Origin of the sequence: Pilosibacter sp. YYHA0881 (genome assembly GCF_051602715.1) — a bacterium.
Taxonomy (GTDB): Bacteria; Bacillota; Clostridia; order Lachnospirales; family Lachnospiraceae; genus Alitiscatomonas; species Alitiscatomonas aceti.
The window spans coordinates 286,773-307,316 of record NZ_CP175657.1 but is presented as its reverse complement, the minus strand read 5'-3'; the positions used below and the strand labels follow the sequence as shown (position 1 = coordinate 307,316).

The following is a 20,544-nucleotide window of genomic DNA, read 5'->3' as shown; positions in this document are numbered from 1 at the left end:
TGCGGTTCAGAGCGCCGGCCTGTACCGGCTTCCGTTTCCGTCTGTTTAGTTTGCCTCATCCTTCGAGCTGTCTGCTTCGTAGCAGTCCAGGATCTTCTTCAGCGCGTCCACGTCCAGACCCTTTTCCTCCATGGTCTGACGGATGGACTCCATCTCCGCATCATGGATCTGATCCAGTACTTCCTTCTCTTTTTCCTTTAAGGCCGCAATCTTTTCTTCGTGGTCCGAAATGCTTTTCCTGATCTTTTCTAATTCCTGGCGCAGCTTATCTGCTGTGGATTTTTTTACACCTCTTGGCATATTCTGTCTCCTCCTGGATGAATTTTTATTAATTCGATTATAGAGAATTTTTGGTCCGCGGTCAATACAAATATGGATAATATTTTCATACTTTCCAGAAACCTTCTGGTCTGTCTCCGGCCGTTCAGGTTTCTCAGCCTTTATTTTCTTATTGCAGGCTCAATCCTCTTTATATTTATGGCGCAGGCATAACGATCCGTGTTTTTAATATTTTAACCATGGATATGTTGTTTTTTATCCCTTTTTTGTGGTATGATCTTTTTAACAAAAGCATGGAAACCCACAAGCTGTCTGCACTCCGAACGCAAAAAGGGGGAATTGCATGAAAAAAATTATCCCTATTCTTCTTCCCGGCCTGTTCAGTGCAGCCGAGATCCTGGCTGCTCTTTATCTGAAGCGGCAGATCCCGGCTGGATCTGCGGGGCTGTCCATGGCTGCAGACCTGCTGCTGTACGCATGGATCGCCTATAACGGATGCAGCTGGACCATTGGATATAAGAAAATATTTATACATGGCATCTGGTTTTTCCAGGAAGCCGATGTGCTCCTTACCAGAACCGCAAAAAAACCCTTCTTCTGCCTGTGCATCCCGCAGGCCTCCGTCAGTACGATCCTTTTTTTCTGGTTCCTGTTTTCTTTATATCCCTTTCTGGCGGTATTGCCGGCGGGGAAAATGCTCTTAATGCTGTCTGCGTACAGCAAGCTGTTCCACAAAACAGGTTAGGGGAACCACCCGCAAAACAACTGCAAAACCGTATCAAAAAAACGCTTACCATTTGGTAAGCGTTTTTCATAGCGGAAGGGAGATTCGAACTCTCGACACTACGGGTATGAACCGTATGCTCTAGCCAACTGAGCTATTCCGCCATATGAAATTGTTCATAAGATTTCTCTTATGGAATGGGGCCTATAGGGCTCGAACCTATGACCCTCTGCTTGTAAGGCAGATGCTCTCCCAGCTGAGCTAAGACCCCATTTCGTCTTGTGAGCTGTTACTCACTTGCGACTTTGACAGTATAACTGATAAAAGGAAAAATGTCAACACTTTTTTTAATTTTTTTCTTCATTTTTATTTTTCTGCTTTTCAGCTGCCCGCAGGCCGGTCTCCCAGGCCTGCGCATCCCCTCTCCCGCAGGAGGCGGAAGCCCCCGTGTACAGAAGTCATGCTCCCCCGTACACGGAGGATATCGTTTCTTTCTTCCGCTCTTCCATCACAGCTTTTTCCAGTCCATGCGCACCAGGGACACGAAAAAGGCCACGGAGCTTAAGAACCAGGTCAGCGGATACGCCCAGGAAATGGTCTGGAACACGGGAACGATCTGGATGGCGATGGAAACGTAAAGGATCCGGACGCCGCACCAGAAGGCCAGCATAGCCGCCATGGGCATAAAGGATTTCCCACAGCCCCTCATAACTCCCGCCGCACAGTGGGAAAAGGCCAGGAGGAAGAAAAACAGCGCCGTAGTACGGCAGTGGATGACACCAAATTCAATGGCCTCCGGAGCGTTTACAAAGATCCTCATCGCATAAGGAGCCCACATAAAATAGAGGATCCCCACCAGCTCGGCCAGTATCATGCTGGAAATGGTACCTACGGCAGCGCCCTTTTTCGCCCTCTCATACTCCCCTGCGCCGATGTTCTGGCTCACGAAGGTGGGCAGGGCCATGGACATGCTCATAATAGGAAGAAACACGATCCCCTCGATCTTGGAATGGGCTCCCACCCCCGACATGGCAAAGGCCCCGAAGGCGTTGATGTTGGTCTGGATCACCAGATTTCCCACGCTGACCACCGAGTTCTGGATGCCCGTGGGAAGTCCCTGGCGGATCACCTGGGCCATCATATCTTTATTGAGCTTCAGCTTTTTCATATCCAGCCGCAGGGATTCGTCCTTTTCCCGGCTCATGCGGATCAGGCACAGGACCACGCTTAAGCCCTGGGCAACGACCGTGGCAAAGGCCGCGCCGCCCACGCCCCACTGGAAGCCGGCCACAAAAAGCAGGTCCAGGGCAACGTTCACCAGGGAGGACACGATCAGATAATAAAGGGGATGGAGGCTGTCTCCCAGGGCCCGCATCACCGACATACAGACGTTATACAGGATCACCGTGAACACGCCCGCAAAGTAGATCCTGAAATATACCAGGGAATGGGGCATCACGCTGTCCGGCGTATTCATCATCCGCAGGACAGAGGGAATAAAGATAAGTCCCGCCGCCGTGGCGATGACCGAGGACCAGATCCCGAACAGGAAGTTGGCATGGATGGCCTTCTGGACCCCCTCTCTGTTTTTCGCGCCAAAATACCGGGAGATCACTACGCCGCCTCCCACAGCGATGCCATTAAAGAGACCGATGATCAGAAACGTCAGATGGCCTCCGGAGCTGACGGCCGCAAAGGCGTCGTTGCTGGCAAAATTTCCAACGACCCAGGCATCCGCCATATTATAAAACTGCTGGAGCAGCTGCCCAAGAAACAGGGGGATCGCAAACCGGATCAGTCCCCCTGTGATCGAGCCTTTCGTCAGGTCATTATTCATGCTTTTGTATCCACTCCCCATCGTTTTTTCATTCCTGCCCGGGCCGCCCCCGCCGGAAGCAGCCCGGAAAAAAAACTAGACCAGTTTTTCCAGAACGGAAGCCCCGATCATATTTTCTTCCTTTTTCAGTCCAAAATTATCCAGAATGGTTCCCCCGATAACAGCAAAGGTCTCCGCCTCCGGCAGCTCCCCCTGACCCTTCATGGACGGCGAATAGGCAAGGAACGGCACCTTTTCCCTGGTGTGGTCGGTCCCTGTATAGGTAGGATCATTTCCATGGTCAGCAGTGATCATAAGAAGGTCGTCCTCCCCAAGGAGAGGCAGAAGCTCTCCCAGCTTCTCGTCGAACCGCCCCAGCTCCTTTCCGTATCCGGCCGGATCCCTCCGATGGCCCCAGAGGGCGTCAAAATCCACCAGATTCACAAAGCACAGGCCGGAAAAATCTTTTTTACAGATCTCAATGGTCTGCTCCATGCCGTGGACCGAGGACTGGGATTTATGGCTTTCTGTGATCCCCTCTCCGTCAAAGATATCCCGGATCTTTCCTACGGAGATCACATCATAGCCGTGGTCCTTCAGGATATTTAAGGCAGTGGTCCCTGTGGGCTTTAAAGCATAATCGTGGCGGTTGCTGGTCCGCACGAACTCTCCCTTTTTCTTTCCCACATAGGGCCGCGCAATGACCCGGCCCACGCGCCATTCTTCCTTCATGGTGATCTCCCTGGCGATCTCGCAGCACCGGTAAAGCTCCTCCAGGCCGAAGGTCTCCTCGTTGCCGCAGATCTGCAGCACAGAGTCCGCCGATGTATATACGATCATGTGGCCGGTGGCGATCTCCTCCTCAGCCAGCTCATCCAGGATCTCTGTACCGCTGGCGCTCTTATTTCCAATGACCGTCCTGCCGGTCCGCTCCTCCAGCTCTTTTATGAGCTCCGGCGGGAATCCCGTATCCGTAAAGGTCTGAAAGGGCTTGGTGGTATGAATGCCCATCATTTCCCAGTGGCCGGTCATGGTGTCCTTTCCGTTGCTCATCTCCCGCATGACCATACGGTAGCCCAGGGGCTTTTCCTCCGGGGCCAGCCCGGAAAGGCTGCAAAGGTTTGCGATCCCCAGCTTCCTTAAATTGGGGATCTGGAAATCCTCCATCCGCTCTGCAATGTGGCCCAGGGTATTGACCCCTTTATCTCCAAACTGTTCGGAGTCCTCCATGGCACCGATCCCCAGGGAATCGATGACGATGGTAAATATTCTTTTATACTTCTTCATCCAGTTCTACCTCTTTCTTTTTTGCCTGCTCTGCCAGTCTGCTGGTCCCCAGGCGGTCCGCTCCTAGACGGATAAATGTTTCAGCGTCATGGAAGCCGCCGATGCCTCCTGCGGCCTTGATCTGCTTTCCCTCTCCCATCTGTGCTTTCATCAGCTCCACATCCGCAAAGGTGGCGCCGCCGGTAGAAAAGCCCGTGGAGGTCTTTATAAATTCTGCATCGGACCTGGTAACAGTCCTGCAAAGCTCCGTCTTTTCTTCTTCTGTTAAAAGACACGTCTCGATGATCACCTTTAAAAGGCGGCCAGCGCAGGCTTTTTTGACCGCGTTGATCTCCTCCAGGACCCGGTCATACCGGCCCTCCTTCACCCAGCCCAGGTTCACCACCATGTCGATCTCATCCGCCCCATTTTCCACAGCCTCTGCGGTCTCATATACTTTGACCGCCGTGGTGTTATAGCCATTGGGGAAGCCGATGACTGTGCATACGGGAACCCTTCCCTTTAAATACTCTGCGGCCTGCTTCACAAAGGACGGAGGGATACAGACCGACGCAGTCCCAAACCGGAGGCCGTCATCGCAGACAGCCTTTATCTGCTCCCAGGTGGCCCCCTGCTTTAAAAGCGTATGGTCCACTCTGGATAAAATTTCCCTGTACGTCATATTTTTCTATTCCTTTCTTTCTACGCCGTCTCCGGCAAAGCCCAGGGGCAAAAGCTCCTTCAGGGTATACTCCCGGAAGGAAAGGTCCCCCTTCCCCAGAACGATCCGGAAGCGCTCCGGATCACAGAATTCCATCATCACCTGACGGCAGACGCCGCAGGGCGGGCAGAAATCCTCCGGCTCCTTCCCGGCTGGTCCTCCCACGATGGCAATGGCAGAAAATTCCCGTTTTCCTTCGCTGACAGCCTTGAAAAACGCGGTCCGCTCCGCGCAGCAGCTGGGGCCAAAGGCCGCGTTTTCAATGTTGCAGCCCCCATAGACTGTCCCATCCGCACATAAAAGGGCAGCTCCCACCCGGAATCCCGAATAGGGGGTATAGGCCGCGCTCCTGGCCTCCAGAGCCTTCTCCACCAGTTCCTTATTTTCCATAAAACGCACCGCCTTTCCCGGAATCCTCTCCTGTTATACGGTCTGATTCTTTTCCCGTTCCTCTTTTATAAGGACGCGGATGGCCTCCACGCCCACTTTAATGGCCGCCTCCGTATCGTGGACCACGGGATTGGGAAGTCCCGCCTTTTCCCGTTCCTGGTTGGCGACTGCCAGAAAGCAGGCACCACAGCGGACTCTCAGATAACTGGCCACGATAAAAAGGGCCGCCGACTCCATCTCTGACGCCTTGCACCCCAGCTTCAGCCAGGCGTCCCACTTGCTTAAAAGCTCTCCCGCCACAGGCATCAGCTCCGGATTGTGCTGGCCATAAAAGGAATCCTTGCTCTGGACCACTCCGGCATGGCAGGCATAGCCCAGGTTCTCTCCTGCCTTCATTAGGGCGTTGACCACCCTGAGATCTGCCACTGCAGGAAACTCAATGGGCGCATACTCTCTGCTAGTCCCCTCCGCACGGATGGATCCGGTGGCAACCACCACGTCGCCGCCCCTAACATCCAGATCCATACCGCCGCAGGTTCCCACCCGGATAAAGGTATCGGCTCCGCATTTCACCAGTTCCTCCAGGGCAATGGCCGCCGAGGGACCGCCGATGCCGGTGGAGGTAACGCTGACCTTTTCACCATCCAGGTATCCCGTATACGTCACGTATTCCCGGCTGTCGGCCACCAGCTCCGCACGCTCAAAGTGTTCCGCGATCTTTTTACAGCGCTTGGGGTCTCCCGGAAGGATCACATAGCGTCCCACATCGCCGGGTCTTATATTTAAATGATACTGCAATCCAGCTTCTTCCACATAAGGCATAATCCATTTCTCCTTTCTGACTGGTTTCTTATAACATACCACAAATCCATCATTCTGTCAAAATACTGGCGAAATTTTTTCATTTTTGTACCAACATATTACCAAAATGTTACTCTTTCTTAAATTTTTGTGAACTGCCTTGAAACCCGTTTTTCCCTGTGATATACTTTGCTAAAGTTATAACAGGAAATGACCAGAACGAAAGGAGGTCATTGAAAATATGAAAAAACTCATGAAAAAATACGGTCATGTCTGGATCCTGTCCTACGGCCTGATCTATCTGCCGTGGTTCGCAGCGCTCCAGCAGAATGTGGGAAAACCTTACCACGTGATGCATACCGCCCTGGACGATCTGATCCCGTTCAACGAGTATTTTATTGTACCCTACCTGCTGTGGTTTTTGTATGTGGCCGCTGCCATCGCCTATTTTTTCTTTACCAACAAGGACGATTATTACCGGCTGTGTACCTTTTTATTTACAGGCATGACCATCAGCCTTCTGGTGTGTACCCTGTACCCCAATGGAACGGATTTCCGCCCTGCCATCAACCCGGATAAAAATATCTTCTGCTTCCTGGTGGCGAAGCTGTGGAGCATCGATCCATGTATCAATGTGTTCCCCAGCATCCATGCATACAACTCCATCGGAGTCCATATTTCCATCTGCCGCAGCCAGACCCTTTCAAAGAACAAGCCTCTGGTATGGGCCTCCGGGATCCTAATGGTGTCCATCTGTATTGCCACCGTATGCTTAAAGCAGCACTCTATCCTGGATGTGTTCGGTTCCATGCTGATGGCCATGGTGATCTATCCCATCGCCTATGCGCCGGAAACCGCCAGCCGGAAAAAGTATACCGGAACCTTTGATTTCTAAATTCCTGCCAATCAATGCCATCTGCACGGAGCAGATGGCATTTTTTCTGTTCTGCCAGCCGTATGTGATCTTATTTTATAATCCATTTCCCTTTGCGGCTTGTACCTTCCCGCGCAAGCGTTCCATTTTTTCGCATTTTCCGGGTATGATATTTTACAGTGTTTTGATTCATTGCAAGCCGAACTGCGATTTCCTTTTGAGAGATAGCCGGTTCTTCTCTTATCAATTTCAAAATTGCTTTTTCCGGATCGCCCACTGCCGATGGGATCTCAGACCGGGTGGCGGATTGGGTGGCGGATTGGGTGGCGGATTGGGTGGTTCCTTCTCCGGTTAATTTATCATCCAATGGAACAATAATTTTAAATACGTCACCTTCAATAAATTCCGGCTCTTTTCCCGAATAAAATTTACTGTACTTAAATAGATTTCTCACACCCGATCCAAGTTTATCTGCATAGCCAATATTTCTAAAAAAATCCGCAATGATCGGATTCTTTGGATTTGGAGCAGCGTTATCTGGTGTCAGAATCGCAGCCTGCGATGCACGATTTGCATTTTCAACGTATACGCAATCTTTTCCAATAACAAATTTTGCCTGAAAAGAACTTGTGTATTCCCTATGGATCAAAGTATTTGCGATCATCTCGCGAGTAATGATATTCCGAAGACTCTTTCTTTGATCATCTTCCAGATAAAACCTGTCCGGAAGATGCTTCCGTCCGAACTCCATCATCTGTTCATAGCTTTCGATCAAATTTGTTTTTATGATCTCACGATCATCATACCGGTCCACATCGACCCTGCGGAGCAGAGCGTCTGTCACATATGCCGGTGCAACATCTGCGATCACATCATCTTTTCCAAGCAGCATGACAGCAGCCAGATTAAACCCCGACTCACCAGTCATGCGGTCCATACTATAAAGCCGCGTGCTCTTCAACAGTTCTTCATCTGTCATACCGCTCCACGGATGGGCCTGTGCACTATTATTCGCTGCCATCGTCCGAAGCTTCGGCAATAAATCCAATCTCAGATCTTCCATTTTTACATATGGAAAAATTTTTTTCTCTGTAAAAATACCTTGCTTGCGAATATACATTTGCGCGATCTGCGCAGTCGCAGTCACTTTTACATCTGCATCATTCACACGATCATAAATAACTTTTTTGAAGCTATGCACTTCTGCACTGGAAAAAACATGGACATGAATTATCGTTTTACCTTTATAAGAAAGTATTTCTGGTGTAAGGTACACAGTTGGAGAAAATAAAGCCGGATTGCTAATGCAGCTAATAAAATTTTTTACCATATCAGGTGCAGCTTTTTCCGGAACACCACATACCGTACCATCATCCAGTACTCCCATAAAAAGATCCCCGCCAAAACGGTTTAAAAATGAGCAGACAGATTCATATACATCATTTTCAATATTATTTCCACACCGCTTGAATTCGACAGCGATGGTTTCGCCTATTTCCAATATGGATTTTATTGTATTTACATCCACCAGGACCACCTCCCAACATTGTTTTCAGCTTCTATTATATACCTCCTGCATGTATTATGCCGTCATTTGTGCAGAAATACAAAGCACTCAAACAACTATGACAAAACGCCGCCGGAAACTGGCAGATCCATCCGTTTCCGGCAGCGTTTTCTTATTTTCTGTATCCGGTGGAAAAGTCCACCACGTTCTTTAACTCTTCTCCCGACGCCCATGCCTTTAAATTCTCTCCGGCGATCTTAACGATCCGTTCAAAGGTCTCCGCCAGGAAGAAATTTCCCGCCACATGGGGCGTGATCACCACATGGTCCATTGCCCAAAGCTCGTCCTCCGGCGGCAGGGGCTCCGGCTCGGTCACATCCAGTCCGCAGCCGCCCAGATGGCCGTCCTTTAAAACTGCCTTTAATGCTGCGGGATCGATGGCGTTTCCCCGTCCCACATTGATGAGGTACGCGCCCTTTTTCATCAGGCGGAGCCGTCTCTCATCCATCAGATGGCAGGTGGCAGGACCTCCAGGCACCACCATGGCCACCACGTCGGCCCTGGGAAGAAGGCGGTCCAGGTCGTCCATGGTATACTGTTCATCCAGATATTCCGGCTTCTCCCTGCAGGTCCGTCTGACGCCGATGGTGTACGCGCCCAGAGCCTTCACCTTCCGGGCATAGTCTCCTCCTATATCTCCCAGTCCCAGGATCAAGATCGTCGATCCTTCCACCGAAATGATGTTCCCCATGGATCTCCACTGACGGTCCGCCTGGTTTTTATGATACTGCCCCAGGCGGCGGATCAGATCAAAGGTCAGGGCCAGCATATGCTCGGATACCGCCAGGCCATAGGCCCCAGTGGCGTTCGTGAGGACTGCTCCGGCAGGAAGCACTCCCTCCGGCGTATAGGGATCGGCTCCGGCGCTGTTTAACTGGAGCCATTCCAGGCGCTTCGCCTCCCGCACCAGGGCAGGAGGCAGGTTGCCGATGAGAACCTGGGTATCCTCCAGGTCCTCCTTCGTCACATGTTCTTTCGGAATATACCGGAACTGACAATTATACTTCCCTGAGGACGCCTGCTTTTCCAGATACGTTTTGTGGGCCTCCGTCACAGGGATCGCTACCAGGATCTTTTTTTCTAAATATGCCACTGGGCATCTCCTCCTATGGGTTTTGTGGCGTCCTTTAACCATTCTGCTTCTTCCTTTGTCAGATAGGGGGACAGCTTTTCATAAACGTCCTTATGGTACTGGTTTAAAAGGCGCACATCCGAAGGCTCCATGACAGAAATATCAATGGCCTCCGTGTCAATGGGAGCATAGGTCATGGTCTCGAACCGCATGAACTGGCCGTAGCCGTTCTTTTCTGCCTTCCGGCATAACAGCAGGTTCTCTGTACGGATGCCGTGGCTCCCCTCGATATAAATTCCAGGCTCATTGGAGGTCAGCATGCCCTCCTCCAGGATACAGCTGTCCTGGCGTTCCGGAACGATCTTCCAGCGGATGCCATTGGGCCGCTCATGGACATTGGAAAGGTAACCGACGCCATGACCGGTTCCGTGGTTGAAGTCCAGGCCCAGCTTCCATAAGGGACCTCTCGCCAGATAATCCACATTGATCCCGCGGCAGCCATGGAGGAACTTGGCGTCTGTGAGACGGAGCATTCCCATGAGCACCAGGGTAAAGTGGAGCTTTTCCTCATGGGTCAGTTCTCCCATGACGATGGTCCTGGTCACGTCTGTGGTACCTTCATAATACTGTCCGCCGGAATCCACCAGGTAAAAGCCGTCCTTTCCGATGACAGATTCCTCCTCCTTGGTGGCGTGGTAGTGGCACATAGCCGCGTTGGCTCCGTAAGCGGAGATGGTGTCGAAGCTGGGGCAGATATATCCCTCCTGCTCCTTTCTTAAGCTCTCAAGATGCTCCGCAGCCTCCGTTTCCATAAGGCTTCCCTTGGGAGCCTTTGTCTTCATCCAGTAAATAAATTTCGTGAGAGCCACACCGTCCTTGATATGAGCCTTTCTCAGGTTCTCCATCTCCACCGGATTCTTCATGGCCTTCATCCAGGAAGCCGGGTTCATGGCCTCCTCCAGGAGACAGCTCTCATGGATGCTCTTATACATGGCGTAGTTCACCTTGTCCGGCTCCAGTAAGATCGTCTCGTTCCGCAGCTCCTTCACTGCCCTGTAAATGTCCCCATAGGGAGCCAGGGTCACGCCGTTTTCCTTCAGATATGCGTTTACACAGTCGTCAAAGCGGCTGCTGTCAATGAACAGAGTCAGAGTATCCATGGTCATGAGCACATGGGCCAGAGGCAGAAGGTTGATGGATGCTCCGGTATTTTTCCGGATGTTCAGAAGCCATGCGATATCGTCCAGACCGGAAAGGATATGGACGGTGGCGTGATGCTCCTTCATGACCTGGCGAATCCGCGCGATCTTGGAGGCAGCGGATTCTCCGGCGTATTTCTCCTCCAGCACCCAGACCTGGGGAGCCGGAAGCTCCGGTCTTTCGGTCCAGAGCTCTCCTGCCAGATCATGTTCAATGGAGGCTGTGCCCTTCTTAACCTTTAAAAGCTTTTCAAAGCTGCGGCCGATGCCGGTATTTACCACCCGGCCGTCCATACCCAGGACACCGCCCTCAGGCAGATGCTCCATTAAAAATTCATCGATGGTGGGAACGTTCTCCTCCCCCATCTTCATCAGCTCTGTGTCCTGCCCCTCCAGCTGCTTTTTCGCCTGGACAAAGTAGCGGCCGTCAGTCCAGAGACCGGAAAAGTCCTTCGTCACCACCATGGTCCCGGCGGAACCGGTGAAGCCGGAGATAAACTCCCTGCATTTAAAATACGGATCCACATATTCTGAGTCGTGGAAATCCGATGATGGGATATAATATGCATCCATCCCGTGCTGCGCCATAAGCGCGCGAAGCTGTTTCAGACGTTCATTTGCCATTTTTTCTGCTTCCCCTCCATATTGATTTCTTTCTTTATAAAAGCGGGATCCCGGCCTTTCCAGCCGCTTCCATTACATCCGCAGGCCAGATGGATGCCTGGATCTCACCGATGTGGGCCTTTCTTAAGAAGAACATACAGATCCTGGACTGACCGATGCCGCCGCCGATGGTGTACGGCAGTTCTCCGTTTAACAGAGCCTTCTGAAATGCCAGCTCTGCCCTCTCCTCACAGCCAGCCTCTGCCAGCTGACGCCTGAGGGAGTCCTCATCCACGCGGATCCCCATGGAGCTCAGCTCCAGAGCAATATCGAGGATCGGATAATATACGATGATATCGCCGTTGAGCTCCCAGTCATCATAGTCCGGGGCCCGGCCGTCATGGGGTTTTCCGGATGCCAGCTTTTTCCCGATCTGCTCGATGAATATGGCTCCATATTCTCTGGCAGCTTTATATTCCCGTTCCCTGGGCGTCAGGGCCGGATAACGGTCCTCCAGCTCCTGGGCTGTGACAAACACGATCTGGTCCGGCAGAACATGGCCAATGTATTCATACTCATAGGCCATGTAATCTTCGGTGATCTTTAAGGTCTTATAAACAGCCCTCACCGCATCCTCCAGGGTCTTCCGGGTCCGTTCCTCCTTCCGGATCACCTTCTCCCAATCCCACTGGTCCACATAAATGGAATGGATGTTGTCCGTATCCTCGTCCCGGCGGATGGCGTTCATGTCGGTATACAGGCCTTCTCCTGGAAGAAAGCCGTACTGCTTTAAGGCGTACCGCTTCCATTTGGCCAGGGAATGGACGATCTCCGCAGAGCGGTTTCCTTCTTTCAAGTCAAAAGCCACTGGGCGCTCTACGCCGTTCAGATTGTCGTTGAGTCCTGATTCCGGCGTCACAAACAAGGGCGCCGATACGCGGGTGAGATGGAGCTGTCTGGTCAGTTCTCTCTGGAAGAAATCCTTGATGATCTTAATGGCGATCTGGGTCTCCCTGAGGTCGATCTTTGGAACATAGCCTTCCGGCACATAGAAATTCATGGTATCATCCTCTCTCCGTTCTTCCTGTACCCCAGAGGATTATAACATTATTTTCTGGAAATTGAAATACCCAAGTCCCCCATCCCGCAGCCAGGTGAGTCCCCCATCCCGCAGCCAGACCCGCTCCCGCTCCGGTCTGCGCACAGCGGTACGTAAGGCCGCAAAAGACGCGGCCTTACGTACCGGTGGGCAGAACGGGTCTGGATGCGGGATGGGGGAAAAGATAAGAGCAGACCACAGAAAGGGTATACAACACATTGTAATTTAACTAGAAAACTCCTCCATATTAAAATACAGAGGAGTTTTGGATTCACTAATAGATTTATTGGTTATGTTTTTTTGAGATAAATCGATCATATAGATATATAGCAACCACTATGGAAGGAGAATATAAAAATATATTTAAAATACTTTGAAATATAATTCCCAAAAAATAAGTAAGCATCTTTTAGAATTCTCCCGTTAAAACACACTGTATTTTATTATAGTTCTCTTGATTGTCAACAACTGCAATTATTTGGGTAAAATAATAATTAGCAGGAATTCCACCAATATTAAATCCAACATATCCAGTTGTCTGATATTCTATATTAGGAAGTATACGTTTTGTTTCAGCTAATGTTGCATCGACACTGACGTACTGGCTTGGTATAGCAGTAACTTTTCCATCATAAGCAGTAAACTCTGGCATTAACCCAACAGTGTCTGGAACTTTTGTAATATTTACAGTTGTCCTTACTTTAATAGAGCCGTGATTAGGAAGATCTAGTGTACTATCAAAAAACCATTCACCTACCTTTGCATCAAAAACGGTAAAAGGAGAAATCGGATTTTTTGTTATCTTTAAAGTATATTTTGCATTTGTATTATTAGACAATGGAATAACATAACAAATTTCTTGGTTTTTTAAATCCAATGGTTTTGAATTATTTTGTATAAATTGATTAATCTCCAGCATAGTTTGCTTTAATTCACAAAGCGTTTCATCTGAATCAGAATTTAAATTTTCTGAAGTTGCCGCTAATGTATTAAAGCTCATTAAAAAACATAGAACAATCGCAAGAATACGTTCGATTAATTTTTTCATAGATTACTCCTTTCATAAAAATAATGTTTTTTATTGTTAAGTATTATCTTTCTTTCCCTAAAAAACTTTTTAATCATTCTTTTATTTTATTATATACATCGGAATCCATCCTCTCCTTTAATATACAGTTAATATAACATATATTTGTGTTTATTGTCAATATTTTATAGTATTATTTGTAGAAAATATGTGAAAAGATAAATTATAACCATATTTTTTTCTACAAATCAAAAAAGTAAAATTATATTACCGTTTTTTACTACTATACAATATAAATTTAAGATTATTATGGTGTTTTTTCTTTTTTATACTATAATTTATTCCTGTATTTACAGCAAATTCTCAGTGCCTTCTAGGTCTTCTTTTGGACTAAAAACGCTAATAACATCAGTTCCAAAAATAAAACAACACGAGAGATATTTTATGATACTATTGGAACAGATCAGGTGAGATAGGGATATGATATGGTAATGGGTTATCTGGAGGTTTTTTGTATGTCGTATACGCCGACGGCCGGGATCATTACGGCCATTGAATATCAGGGGGACGGGGCCTTTGGAGGGTCTGACTGCACGCTGCTTCTGACGGTGCAGAGTGAGGATCAGGGACTGGTCCATATTCTGCTGCCGCCGGGAGCTTATGTGCTGAATCTGCATCCGTTCCAGGTGGGGGACCGGGCCACGTTCTTTTATTCCCTGGGAGCCCCCATGCCGCTTGTGTTTCCGCCCAGGTACAGGGCGGTGGCTGCTGCCTATACTCCCCAGGGAGTGACGGCGGTCCTGGACGTTTTTGATGGGAGGCTGCTGAATTCTGAGGGGACGCTTTTGCTGAAGCCGTCCTGGGCCACTCCGGTGACGCTTCCCAACGGACAGATCTTTATGGGGAATCCCGGGAACCGGCTGATCCTGGCCACCTATTCGGCCACCACCAGGAGCTTTCCGGCCCAGACTGTGCCGGAGCAGATGGTGGTGTTCTGCAGCTCCTCTGTGTAAAAGAGGGAGCCGCCCTATCCCTCTTTAGAACTGGAATTCCAGCTGGGTGCAGGCGTATTTCTTTTTGTAGTCGTGGATGATATCCTTCATGTCCCAGAGGAGTCCCTCTCTCTGGCATTCCTCTGTGAACATCTCCCAGAGTTTCCGGGCCCGGGGGCTGGCGCAGAAATAGCGGTTCCCATAGGCGGCTGCATACCGTTCTGCCAGCCGTTCCCCCGGGAACCGCTTTGTGAGAGCGTCATAAAAATATTCTCTCTGGCCGTCCCGGATGGTAACGCCCATGATCCCATAGAGGAATCTGGCCCCGGTGTCTGCGGTGCGCTTTGCCATTTCCCGGATATTCTGTTCCGTGTCTTCCAGAAAAGGAAGGAGCGGCGTCATGACGACGCCTGTGTACAATCCCTGATCTGCCATGGCGCGGACCGCCGCAAACCGCTCCGACGAGGCCGGGACGCCCGGCTCGATCTTTTTGCTGAGTCCGTCGTCAGCCGTGGTAATGGTCATCATACATAAGACCGGGGAATGGGTGCTGATCTCCTGGTAAAGGTCTGTGTCCCGGAGGATCAGGGGGCTTTTGGTCAGCATGGAGGCCCCGAAGCCGAAGGCGTCCATCAGTTCCAAGGCATGGCGGGTCACCAGCTCCGTCCTCTCGAAGGGATTGTAGGAGTCGCACATGGCTCCGCTGCCGATCACTCCGGTCCGCATCTTTCTCCTCAGCTCATCCCGGAGGAGCACCAGGGCATTTTCCTTTACGCGCACCCGGTCAAAGCCCTCCACATGGTAGCATGTGCTCCTGCTGTCGCAGTAAATGCACCCATGGGAGCAGCCCCGGTACAGGTTCATGTTGTAATCGCTGCCAAACCAGGAGGTATCCTTGTTCCTGGTAAGGATGGTCTTTGCAGGGACTGTGTCCATATCGATCCTCCTTGTCTGTCAAAGAAGGCCGGAGCACGTGCGCTCCGGCCCATGGCCGTTATGGGAACTCTGCGGGATCCTTCGGTCCGCTTAGGGATTCCAGGAACCCGTCCAGCTGCCGTTGGTTTTTCAGAACCACGGTTTTCTCCCCGCAGGTCTCCTTCATGGCCCGCCAGAGCTTTTTCTGCTTTCTGGTGCGGCTGTCCCAGAGGATCCAGCGGATGAATTCCAGATCGAGCTTTTCCTCGCAGCCCTCCGTCATGGAGCTTCTGGCCCTCCCCTTATGGTTCAGATATCTCCGGTATGCCCTGAAAAGGCAGGAAAACCGGTTGAAATCCATAAAAATGATCCGGTCGGCTTCCTGTAATCTCCGTTCATACTCCAGCTTCCTGTAATTTCCGTCAATGACCCAGGAGGCATTCCTGTCCATGAAGGCCCGGACCTCAGACCTCTCCTGTTCCTCTGCCTTCTCCTCCCAGCCAGGCAGCCAGTGGACCGTGTCCAGGTGGAGGACCGGTATCTGATAGAGTTTCCCCAGTCTTCTGGCCAGAGTGGATTTTCCGCTGCCGGAATAGCCGTTTACTACGATCTTCATGAGGGCCGTTTCCTATAAGATCTGGATCTGGCAGCTTCTCATGGTCTCCAGGGCCGCCGCGTGCTTCTCCGGCGTTACTCCCGCGCAGCAGGAGGCGTCCACGGATACCGGAAGCTCCGGCATGAACGCCTTTATGAGAAGGGCGTTGGATACCACGCAGATATCGGTGCAGAGTCCCACAAGCTCCACCGCCTCCAGCTCTCCCGCTTCATACATGGCTCTTAAAGCCTCTGCCAGGGCCACAGATCCAAAGGCCGGCTTGTCAAAGCACTGGACTTTGCGGCTGTCCTTCAGCTCCTCTAACTCCGGGATCAGCTCCCAGCCGTCCGTTCCCCTGATACAGTGGGCCACCGGAAGGTATTTCCCCTCCTGGGTCTCCATATAATCCTCTCCATGGGTATCTCTGGTAAAGAGCACGGTCCCGTCAAAGTCTCTGGCCTTTTTTACCACTGCCGGGACAATGGAAACGGCTTCCTTACTCCCCAGGCTTCCGTCCACAAAATCCTTCTGCATATCGACCACCACCAGCACACGTTTTCCCATATCCTTTTCCTCCGCATTTCTTTATTTTTAAGTCTGCCGATCCCCAGAGGGATCCAGGCCTCCTCTTTCCTCCATAGTACCATTCCCGGGAGCAGATGTCAAAATGAACTGCGTTTTCCGATCCCCTTTGCCAGGAACAGCCTTATGGGTACGGCCACCGGAAAAGCCCCGGCGGGGGAAGCCTTCGTCCTTTGTCCGCCTGCTTCTCCCACCGGGGCCTGCCGTATGTTTTCTGTGCCTTATTTATTTAAAGTACTTCACGCCGCTTTCAAAGATCTTCATATCCTGCTCGCCGTAGATATTCTTTGCCACAGCATCGCCGCGTCTCTCTGAATGGGCCATCTTTCCGTATACCCGTCCGTCGGGGCTTGTGATACCCTCGATGGCCATGTAGGAGCCGTTGGGGTTCCAGTATTCATCCATAGTGGGATTGCCGTCTGCATCCACATACTGGGTCGCCACCTGGCCGTTGGCAAAGAGCTTCTTAAGCCACTCGTCGCTGGCCACGAACCGGCCTTCGCCGTGGGATACCGGGTTCACATAAACGCCGCCCAGCTCTGCTTCTGCAAGCCACGGGGACTTATTGGAGACCACCTTAAGGTTCACCATCTTGGAGATATGACGTCCGATGGTGTTGTAGGTCAGCGTCGGCGCGCCGGCATTCTGCTCCGTAATGGTGCCGCCCGGCACGAGCCCCAGCTTGATGAGAGCCTGGAATCCGTTGCAGACGCCTAAGATCAGGCCGTCCCTCTCGTTTAACAGCTTCATAAGAGCCTCTTTCACCACCTCGTTGCGGAAGGCTGTGGCGAAGAACTTGGCAGAGCCCTCCGGCTCGTCGCCTGCGGAGAAGCCGCCCGGGAACATGACGATCTGGGCCTTTTCGATCTCTTTTCTGTAAAGCTCAACGGAATCTCTGATATCCTCAGCACTTAAGTTGCGGAATACCTTTGCACTCACATTGGCTCCGGCGCGCTCGAATACCTTTGTACTGTCGTACTCGCAGTTGGTTCCGGGGAATACCGGGATAAACACATTGGGAGTACCGATCTTATGGTTACAGATCACGATCTGATCTGCCTTAAATACTTCCTGCTTCACTTCCTCCTGCTTTACGCCGGACTCTGTGGGGAATACGTTCTCCAGCGGAGCGTTCCATGTATCCAGTGCCTCTGTAAGGGGAATGGATACGCTGCCGTATTCAAAGGCCGCCCGGTCGGTGACCTCACCGATCAGCGTATAGCTGATGGAAAGCTCGCCCACCTTTCCGTCCGGAACCTCGCAGACGATGTCGCCCCAGCCCGGTGCGAAGAAGTCTCTGGGATCCACATTGTGCCCGATCTTTACGCCCATATGGTTTCCGAAGGCCATCTTGCTGACAGCCTCTGCCATGCCATGGCGCTCCACCGCATATGCGGAAACGATCCTTCCAGCCTTGATATCCTCAAAGAGCTTTCCATAGCCCTCGGTGATCTGGCTGTATACAGGAAGGTCATAAGCGTCTTTTTCGATCTTAAATACAACGATCTTATTTCCAGCCTTCTTAAATTCCGGAGAAATGGCCGTCTTTTCGCTGGCCACATCCACAGCAAAGGAAACCAGTGTGGGCGGAACGTTGACTTCCTTTCCATCCTCCTCATTGAAGGTGCCGGACATGCTGTCCTTGCCGCCGATGGACGGAAGGCCAAATCCCATCTGGGCATTGTATGCGCCCAGTAAGGCTGCAAAGGGCTGTCCCCAGCGGATGGGATCCTCTGTCATCCTCTGGAAATATTCCTGGAAGGTGAAACGGATCTTCCGGTAGTCGCCGCCGGCTGCTGCGATCTTGGCAACGGAAGAAAGCACAGCATAAACGGCTCCATGGTACGGGCTCCAGCTGGACAGATACGGATCAAAGCCGTAGCTCATCATGGTCACAGCATCACATTTTCCCTTTAATACCGGAAGCTTTGCCACCATGGTCTGGATCTCGGACTGCTGGAATTTTCCGCCATAGGGCATCATCACAGTGCCGGCTCCAATGGAAGCGTCAAACCGCTCCACCAGTCCCTTCTGGGAGCAGACATTTAAGGAACCTAACATCTTCATCCAGCTTTCCTTAACGTCGCCCACTTCCTTTCTCTCAAAGGGCGTTCCTTCCCGGTTGGGAACTGTCAGGGTCACGTCGGCCTCCTGGTGCACTCCGTTGGTATCTAAGAACGCGCGGCTCAGGTCCACGATGGTCTTTCCTCTCCAGGTCATGGTCAGACGCGGGCTTTCTGTTACCTCTGCCACTGTAACGGCCTCCAGGTTCTCCTCTGCCGCATAAGCCAGGAATGCATCCACATCCTTGGGATCCACCACCACAGCCATTCTCTCCTGGGACTCGGAAATGGCGATCTCCGTGCCGTCCAGGCCTGCGTATTTTTTCGGAACCTTGTCCAGGTCGATATAAAGACCGGCTGCCAGCTCACCGATGGCAACGGATACGCCGCCTGCGCCGAAGTCATTGCATTTTTTGATCAGTCTGGAAACCTCCGGACGGCGGAACATCCTCTGGATCTTACGCTCTGTGGGCGGATTTCCCTTCTGGACCTCTGCGCCGCAGACCTCAATGGAAGCCTCTGTGTGGACCTTGGAGGAGCCGGTGGCTCCGCCGATGCCGTCGCGGCCGGTGCGTCCGCCCAGGAGGATGATGATATCGCCGGGATCAGAAGTCTCACGGATCACATTTTTTCTGGGAGCTGCGCCCATGACCGCTCCGATCTCCATTCTCTTTGCCACATAGCCCGGATGGTATAATTCCTTTACGAATCCGGTGGCCAGGCCGATCTGGTTTCCGTAGGAGCTGTAACCATGGGCAGCCTCGGTCACGATCTTCCTCTGGGGGAGCTTGCCCTTTAAGGTCTCGTTTAACGGTCTTGTGGGATCGGCTGCACCAGTGATGCGCATGGCCTGGTAAACATAGGTACGGCCGGATAAGGGATCACGAATGGCTCCGCCAAGACAGGTGGCAGCGCCGCCGAAGGGCTCGATCTCTGTGGGATGGTTATGGGTCTCGTTCTTGAAGTTCACAAGCCATTCCTCAGTTTCTCCGTCGATCTCCACGGGAACCACGATGGAGCAGGCGTTGATCTCCTCGGAGACCTCCAGATCCTCTAATTTTCCTTCTGCCCTTAATTTCTTCATTCCCATAATGGCAAGATCCATCAGGCATACGAACTTGTCGTCTCTTCCCTTATAGATCTCCTTATGGTCGGCCAGATACTGGTTATAGGTGTCCTCGATGGGCTTCTTATAATCGCCCTCGGTGAAGGTCACATTTTTAAGCTCTGTGGAGAAGGTGGTGTGGCGGCAGTGGTCGGACCAGTATGTATCCAGCACACGGATCTCCGTCACAGACGGATCCCTCTTCTCTTCGTTTTTATAATAAGCCTGGATATGAAGGAAGTCCTTGAAGGTCATAGCCAGATTTAAGGAACCGTACAGCTCCTTTAAGGCTGCCTCATCCATGGAAGCAAAGCCTTCAAACACAGCCACATCCTCCGGCTTTTCAAATACGGATACCAGAGTTTCCGGGATCGTTTCAGATGCCTCCCTGGAGTCCACCGGGTTGATGCAGAAGGCCTTAACGGCGTCCAGCTCTTCCTTTGTAAGACTTCCGGAGATCACATAAGTGGTGGCAGTCTTAATGACCGGCTCCTCTGTCTCTTTTAACAGCTTCACGCACTGCTCGGCAGAGTCTGCTCTCTGGTCAAACTGACCGGGCAGGTATTCCACAGAAAAAACGGCGTCGTCTGCACCATGGACAAAGTCTCCTTCAAACACCTCGTCCACCGGCGGCTCGGAAAAGATCGTACCCAGAGCCTCCCGGTACACATCCTCCGACAGATTTTCGATGTCGTAGCGGACCAGGACACGGACCCCTGTCACACCGGCGATCCCCAGATAGCTTTCGATCTCATCGCAAAGCTCTCTGGCCTGGACAGCAAATTCCGGCTTCTTCTCAACAAATACGCGCTTTACGCTCATGTTTCTTCCTCCTTGTGAAAGTCTTTATATAA

Annotated in this window: 18 protein-coding genes and 2 tRNA genes; 3 read left to right on the top strand and 17 right to left on the bottom strand. The window is 51.4% G+C overall.

What is annotated here, in order from left to right:
- Positions 1 to 45: 45 nt before the first annotated feature.
- Positions 46 to 300 carry a hypothetical protein gene (locus tag ACI6NM_RS01490; RefSeq protein ID WP_262427628.1) on the bottom strand — a complete coding sequence of 85 codons (255 nt, stop codon included), beginning with the start codon at positions 298 to 300 and terminating at the stop codon, positions 46 to 48.
- 322 nt (positions 301 to 622) lie between these two features.
- On the opposite strand from ACI6NM_RS01490, the gene ACI6NM_RS01485 reads away from it, so the two are divergent.
- Positions 623 to 1,024, top strand: coding sequence for a hypothetical protein (locus ACI6NM_RS01485; RefSeq protein WP_262427627.1), 402 nt, complete (start codon positions 623 to 625; stop codon positions 1,022 to 1,024).
- A 69-nt stretch (positions 1,025 to 1,093) separates the two neighbouring features.
- Here ACI6NM_RS01485 and ACI6NM_RS01480 read toward each other — a convergent pair.
- The 7 genes from ACI6NM_RS01480 to udp all read right to left on the bottom strand — a co-directional run bounded on the left by ACI6NM_RS01480 (position 1,094) and on the right by udp (position 6,018).
- A tRNA-Met gene (locus ACI6NM_RS01480) sits at positions 1,094 to 1,167 on the bottom strand.
- 34 nt (positions 1,168 to 1,201) lie between these two features.
- Positions 1,202 to 1,274: transfer RNA gene (locus ACI6NM_RS01475), tRNA-Val, on the bottom strand.
- A gap of 237 nt (positions 1,275 to 1,511) precedes the next feature.
- Positions 1,512 to 2,840 carry an MATE family efflux transporter gene (locus tag ACI6NM_RS01470; RefSeq protein ID WP_262427626.1) on the bottom strand — a complete coding sequence of 443 codons (1,329 nt, stop codon included), beginning with the start codon at positions 2,838 to 2,840 and terminating at the stop codon, positions 1,512 to 1,514.
- A gap of 75 nt (positions 2,841 to 2,915) precedes the next feature.
- A complete protein-coding gene (locus ACI6NM_RS01465) occupies positions 2,916 to 4,106 on the bottom strand; it encodes a phosphopentomutase (RefSeq protein ID WP_262427625.1) in 1,191 nt (396 codons plus the stop codon).
- Positions 4,093 to 4,767, bottom strand: a complete 675-nt coding sequence (gene deoC / locus ACI6NM_RS01460) for a deoxyribose-phosphate aldolase (protein WP_262427624.1) — start codon at positions 4,765 to 4,767, stop codon at positions 4,093 to 4,095. Before deoC ends, ACI6NM_RS01465 begins: the two co-directional genes overlap by 14 nt.
- Positions 4,768 to 4,773: 6 nt before the next feature.
- Entirely contained in the window at positions 4,774 to 5,196 is a 423-nt protein-coding gene (locus tag ACI6NM_RS01455) for a cytidine deaminase (protein ID WP_262427623.1), read from the bottom strand.
- Positions 5,197 to 5,229: 33 nt separating this feature from the next.
- Positions 5,230 to 6,018, bottom strand: coding sequence for a uridine phosphorylase (gene udp, locus ACI6NM_RS01450; protein WP_158357349.1), 789 nt, complete (start codon positions 6,016 to 6,018; stop codon positions 5,230 to 5,232).
- 211 nt (positions 6,019 to 6,229) lie between these two features.
- On the opposite strand from udp, the gene ACI6NM_RS01445 reads away from it, so the two are divergent.
- A complete protein-coding gene (locus tag ACI6NM_RS01445) occupies positions 6,230 to 6,892 on the top strand; it encodes a phosphatase PAP2 family protein (RefSeq protein ID WP_262427662.1) in 663 nt (220 codons plus the stop codon).
- A gap of 70 nt (positions 6,893 to 6,962) precedes the next feature.
- Here the strand turns inward: ACI6NM_RS01445 and ACI6NM_RS01440 are convergent, their stop codons facing one another.
- From ACI6NM_RS01440 to ACI6NM_RS01420, 5 genes are all read right to left on the bottom strand, one after another.
- Positions 6,963 to 8,399 (bottom strand): RNA-binding domain-containing protein, encoded by a 1,437-nt coding sequence (locus tag ACI6NM_RS01440; protein ID WP_262427622.1) that lies wholly within the window; start codon positions 8,397 to 8,399, stop codon positions 6,963 to 6,965.
- 151 nt (positions 8,400 to 8,550) lie between these two features.
- Entirely contained in the window at positions 8,551 to 9,531 is a 981-nt protein-coding gene (locus tag ACI6NM_RS01435) for a D-2-hydroxyacid dehydrogenase (RefSeq protein ID WP_262427621.1), read from the bottom strand.
- Complete coding sequence (locus ACI6NM_RS01430; protein ID WP_262427620.1) at positions 9,519 to 11,333, bottom strand: aminopeptidase P family protein; 1,815 nt, start codon at positions 11,331 to 11,333, stop codon at positions 9,519 to 9,521. The genes ACI6NM_RS01435 and ACI6NM_RS01430 overlap by 13 nt, the downstream gene beginning before the upstream one ends.
- A gap of 34 nt (positions 11,334 to 11,367) precedes the next feature.
- Positions 11,368 to 12,372, bottom strand: a complete 1,005-nt coding sequence (gene asnA, locus ACI6NM_RS01425; protein ID WP_262427619.1) for an aspartate--ammonia ligase — start codon at positions 12,370 to 12,372, stop codon at positions 11,368 to 11,370.
- 448 nt (positions 12,373 to 12,820) lie between these two features.
- The gene (locus tag ACI6NM_RS01420; RefSeq protein ID WP_262427618.1) at positions 12,821 to 13,459 is read right to left on the bottom strand and encodes a hypothetical protein; all 639 of its coding nucleotides are present in this window, start codon (positions 13,457 to 13,459) and stop codon (positions 12,821 to 12,823) included.
- Between the two features lie 494 nt (positions 13,460 to 13,953).
- Here ACI6NM_RS01420 and ACI6NM_RS01415 point away from each other — a divergent pair, with 494 nt between their 5' ends.
- On the top strand, positions 13,954 to 14,451 hold the full coding sequence (locus tag ACI6NM_RS01415; protein WP_215652927.1) for a hypothetical protein: 498 nt from the start codon (positions 13,954 to 13,956) through the stop codon (positions 14,449 to 14,451).
- Between the two features lie 24 nt (positions 14,452 to 14,475).
- On the opposite strand, the gene ACI6NM_RS01410 is transcribed toward ACI6NM_RS01415, so the two are convergent.
- From ACI6NM_RS01410 to ACI6NM_RS01395, 4 genes are all read right to left on the bottom strand, one after another.
- Positions 14,476 to 15,366, bottom strand: coding sequence for an SPL family radical SAM protein (locus tag ACI6NM_RS01410; protein WP_262427617.1), 891 nt, complete (start codon positions 15,364 to 15,366; stop codon positions 14,476 to 14,478).
- A 58-nt stretch (positions 15,367 to 15,424) separates the two neighbouring features.
- Positions 15,425 to 15,961, bottom strand: a complete 537-nt coding sequence (locus tag ACI6NM_RS01405; protein WP_262427616.1) for a DNA topology modulation protein — start codon at positions 15,959 to 15,961, stop codon at positions 15,425 to 15,427.
- A gap of 12 nt (positions 15,962 to 15,973) precedes the next feature.
- Positions 15,974 to 16,504, bottom strand: a complete 531-nt coding sequence (locus ACI6NM_RS01400) for a cysteine hydrolase family protein (protein WP_262427615.1) — start codon at positions 16,502 to 16,504, stop codon at positions 15,974 to 15,976.
- A gap of 243 nt (positions 16,505 to 16,747) precedes the next feature.
- Entirely contained in the window at positions 16,748 to 20,512 is a 3,765-nt protein-coding gene (locus ACI6NM_RS01395) for a phosphoribosylformylglycinamidine synthase (protein WP_262427614.1), read from the bottom strand.
- Positions 20,513 to 20,544 lie beyond the last annotated feature (32 nt).

What these genes read in the sequence shown, in the direction of transcription:
- ACI6NM_RS01490 (WP_262427628.1), bottom strand. Translation starts at nt 300, where the DNA reads ATGCCAAGAGGTGTAAAAAAATCCACAGCAGATAAGCTGCGCCAGGAA.
- ACI6NM_RS01485 (WP_262427627.1), top strand. Translation starts at nt 623, where the DNA reads ATGAAAAAAATTATCCCTATTCTTCTTCCCGGCCTGTTCAGTGCAGCC.
- ACI6NM_RS01470 (WP_262427626.1), bottom strand. Translation starts at nt 2,840, where the DNA reads ATGAATAATGACCTGACGAAAGGCTCGATCACAGGGGGACTGATCCGG.
- ACI6NM_RS01465 (WP_262427625.1), bottom strand. Translation starts at nt 4,106, where the DNA reads ATGAAGAAGTATAAAAGAATATTTACCATCGTCATCGATTCCCTGGGG.
- deoC (WP_262427624.1), bottom strand. Translation starts at nt 4,767, where the DNA reads ATGACGTACAGGGAAATTTTATCCAGAGTGGACCATACGCTTTTAAAG.
- ACI6NM_RS01455 (WP_262427623.1), bottom strand. Translation starts at nt 5,196, where the DNA reads ATGGAAAATAAGGAACTGGTGGAGAAGGCTCTGGAGGCCAGGAGCGCG.
- udp (WP_158357349.1), bottom strand. Translation starts at nt 6,018, where the DNA reads ATGCCTTATGTGGAAGAAGCTGGATTGCAGTATCATTTAAATATAAGA.
- ACI6NM_RS01430 (WP_262427620.1), bottom strand. Translation starts at nt 11,333, where the DNA reads ATGGCAAATGAACGTCTGAAACAGCTTCGCGCGCTTATGGCGCAGCAC.
- asnA (WP_262427619.1), bottom strand. Translation starts at nt 12,372, where the DNA reads ATGAATTTCTATGTGCCGGAAGGCTATGTTCCAAAGATCGACCTCAGG.
- ACI6NM_RS01420 (WP_262427618.1), bottom strand. Translation starts at nt 13,459, where the DNA reads ATGAAAAAATTAATCGAACGTATTCTTGCGATTGTTCTATGTTTTTTA.
- ACI6NM_RS01415 (WP_215652927.1), top strand. Translation starts at nt 13,954, where the DNA reads ATGTCGTATACGCCGACGGCCGGGATCATTACGGCCATTGAATATCAG.
- ACI6NM_RS01410 (WP_262427617.1), bottom strand. Translation starts at nt 15,366, where the DNA reads ATGGACACAGTCCCTGCAAAGACCATCCTTACCAGGAACAAGGATACC.
- ACI6NM_RS01405 (WP_262427616.1), bottom strand. Translation starts at nt 15,961, where the DNA reads ATGAAGATCGTAGTAAACGGCTATTCCGGCAGCGGAAAATCCACTCTG.
- ACI6NM_RS01400 (WP_262427615.1), bottom strand. Translation starts at nt 16,504, where the DNA reads ATGGGAAAACGTGTGCTGGTGGTGGTCGATATGCAGAAGGATTTTGTG.
- ACI6NM_RS01395 (WP_262427614.1), bottom strand. Translation starts at nt 20,512, where the DNA reads ATGAGCGTAAAGCGCGTATTTGTTGAGAAGAAGCCGGAATTTGCTGTC.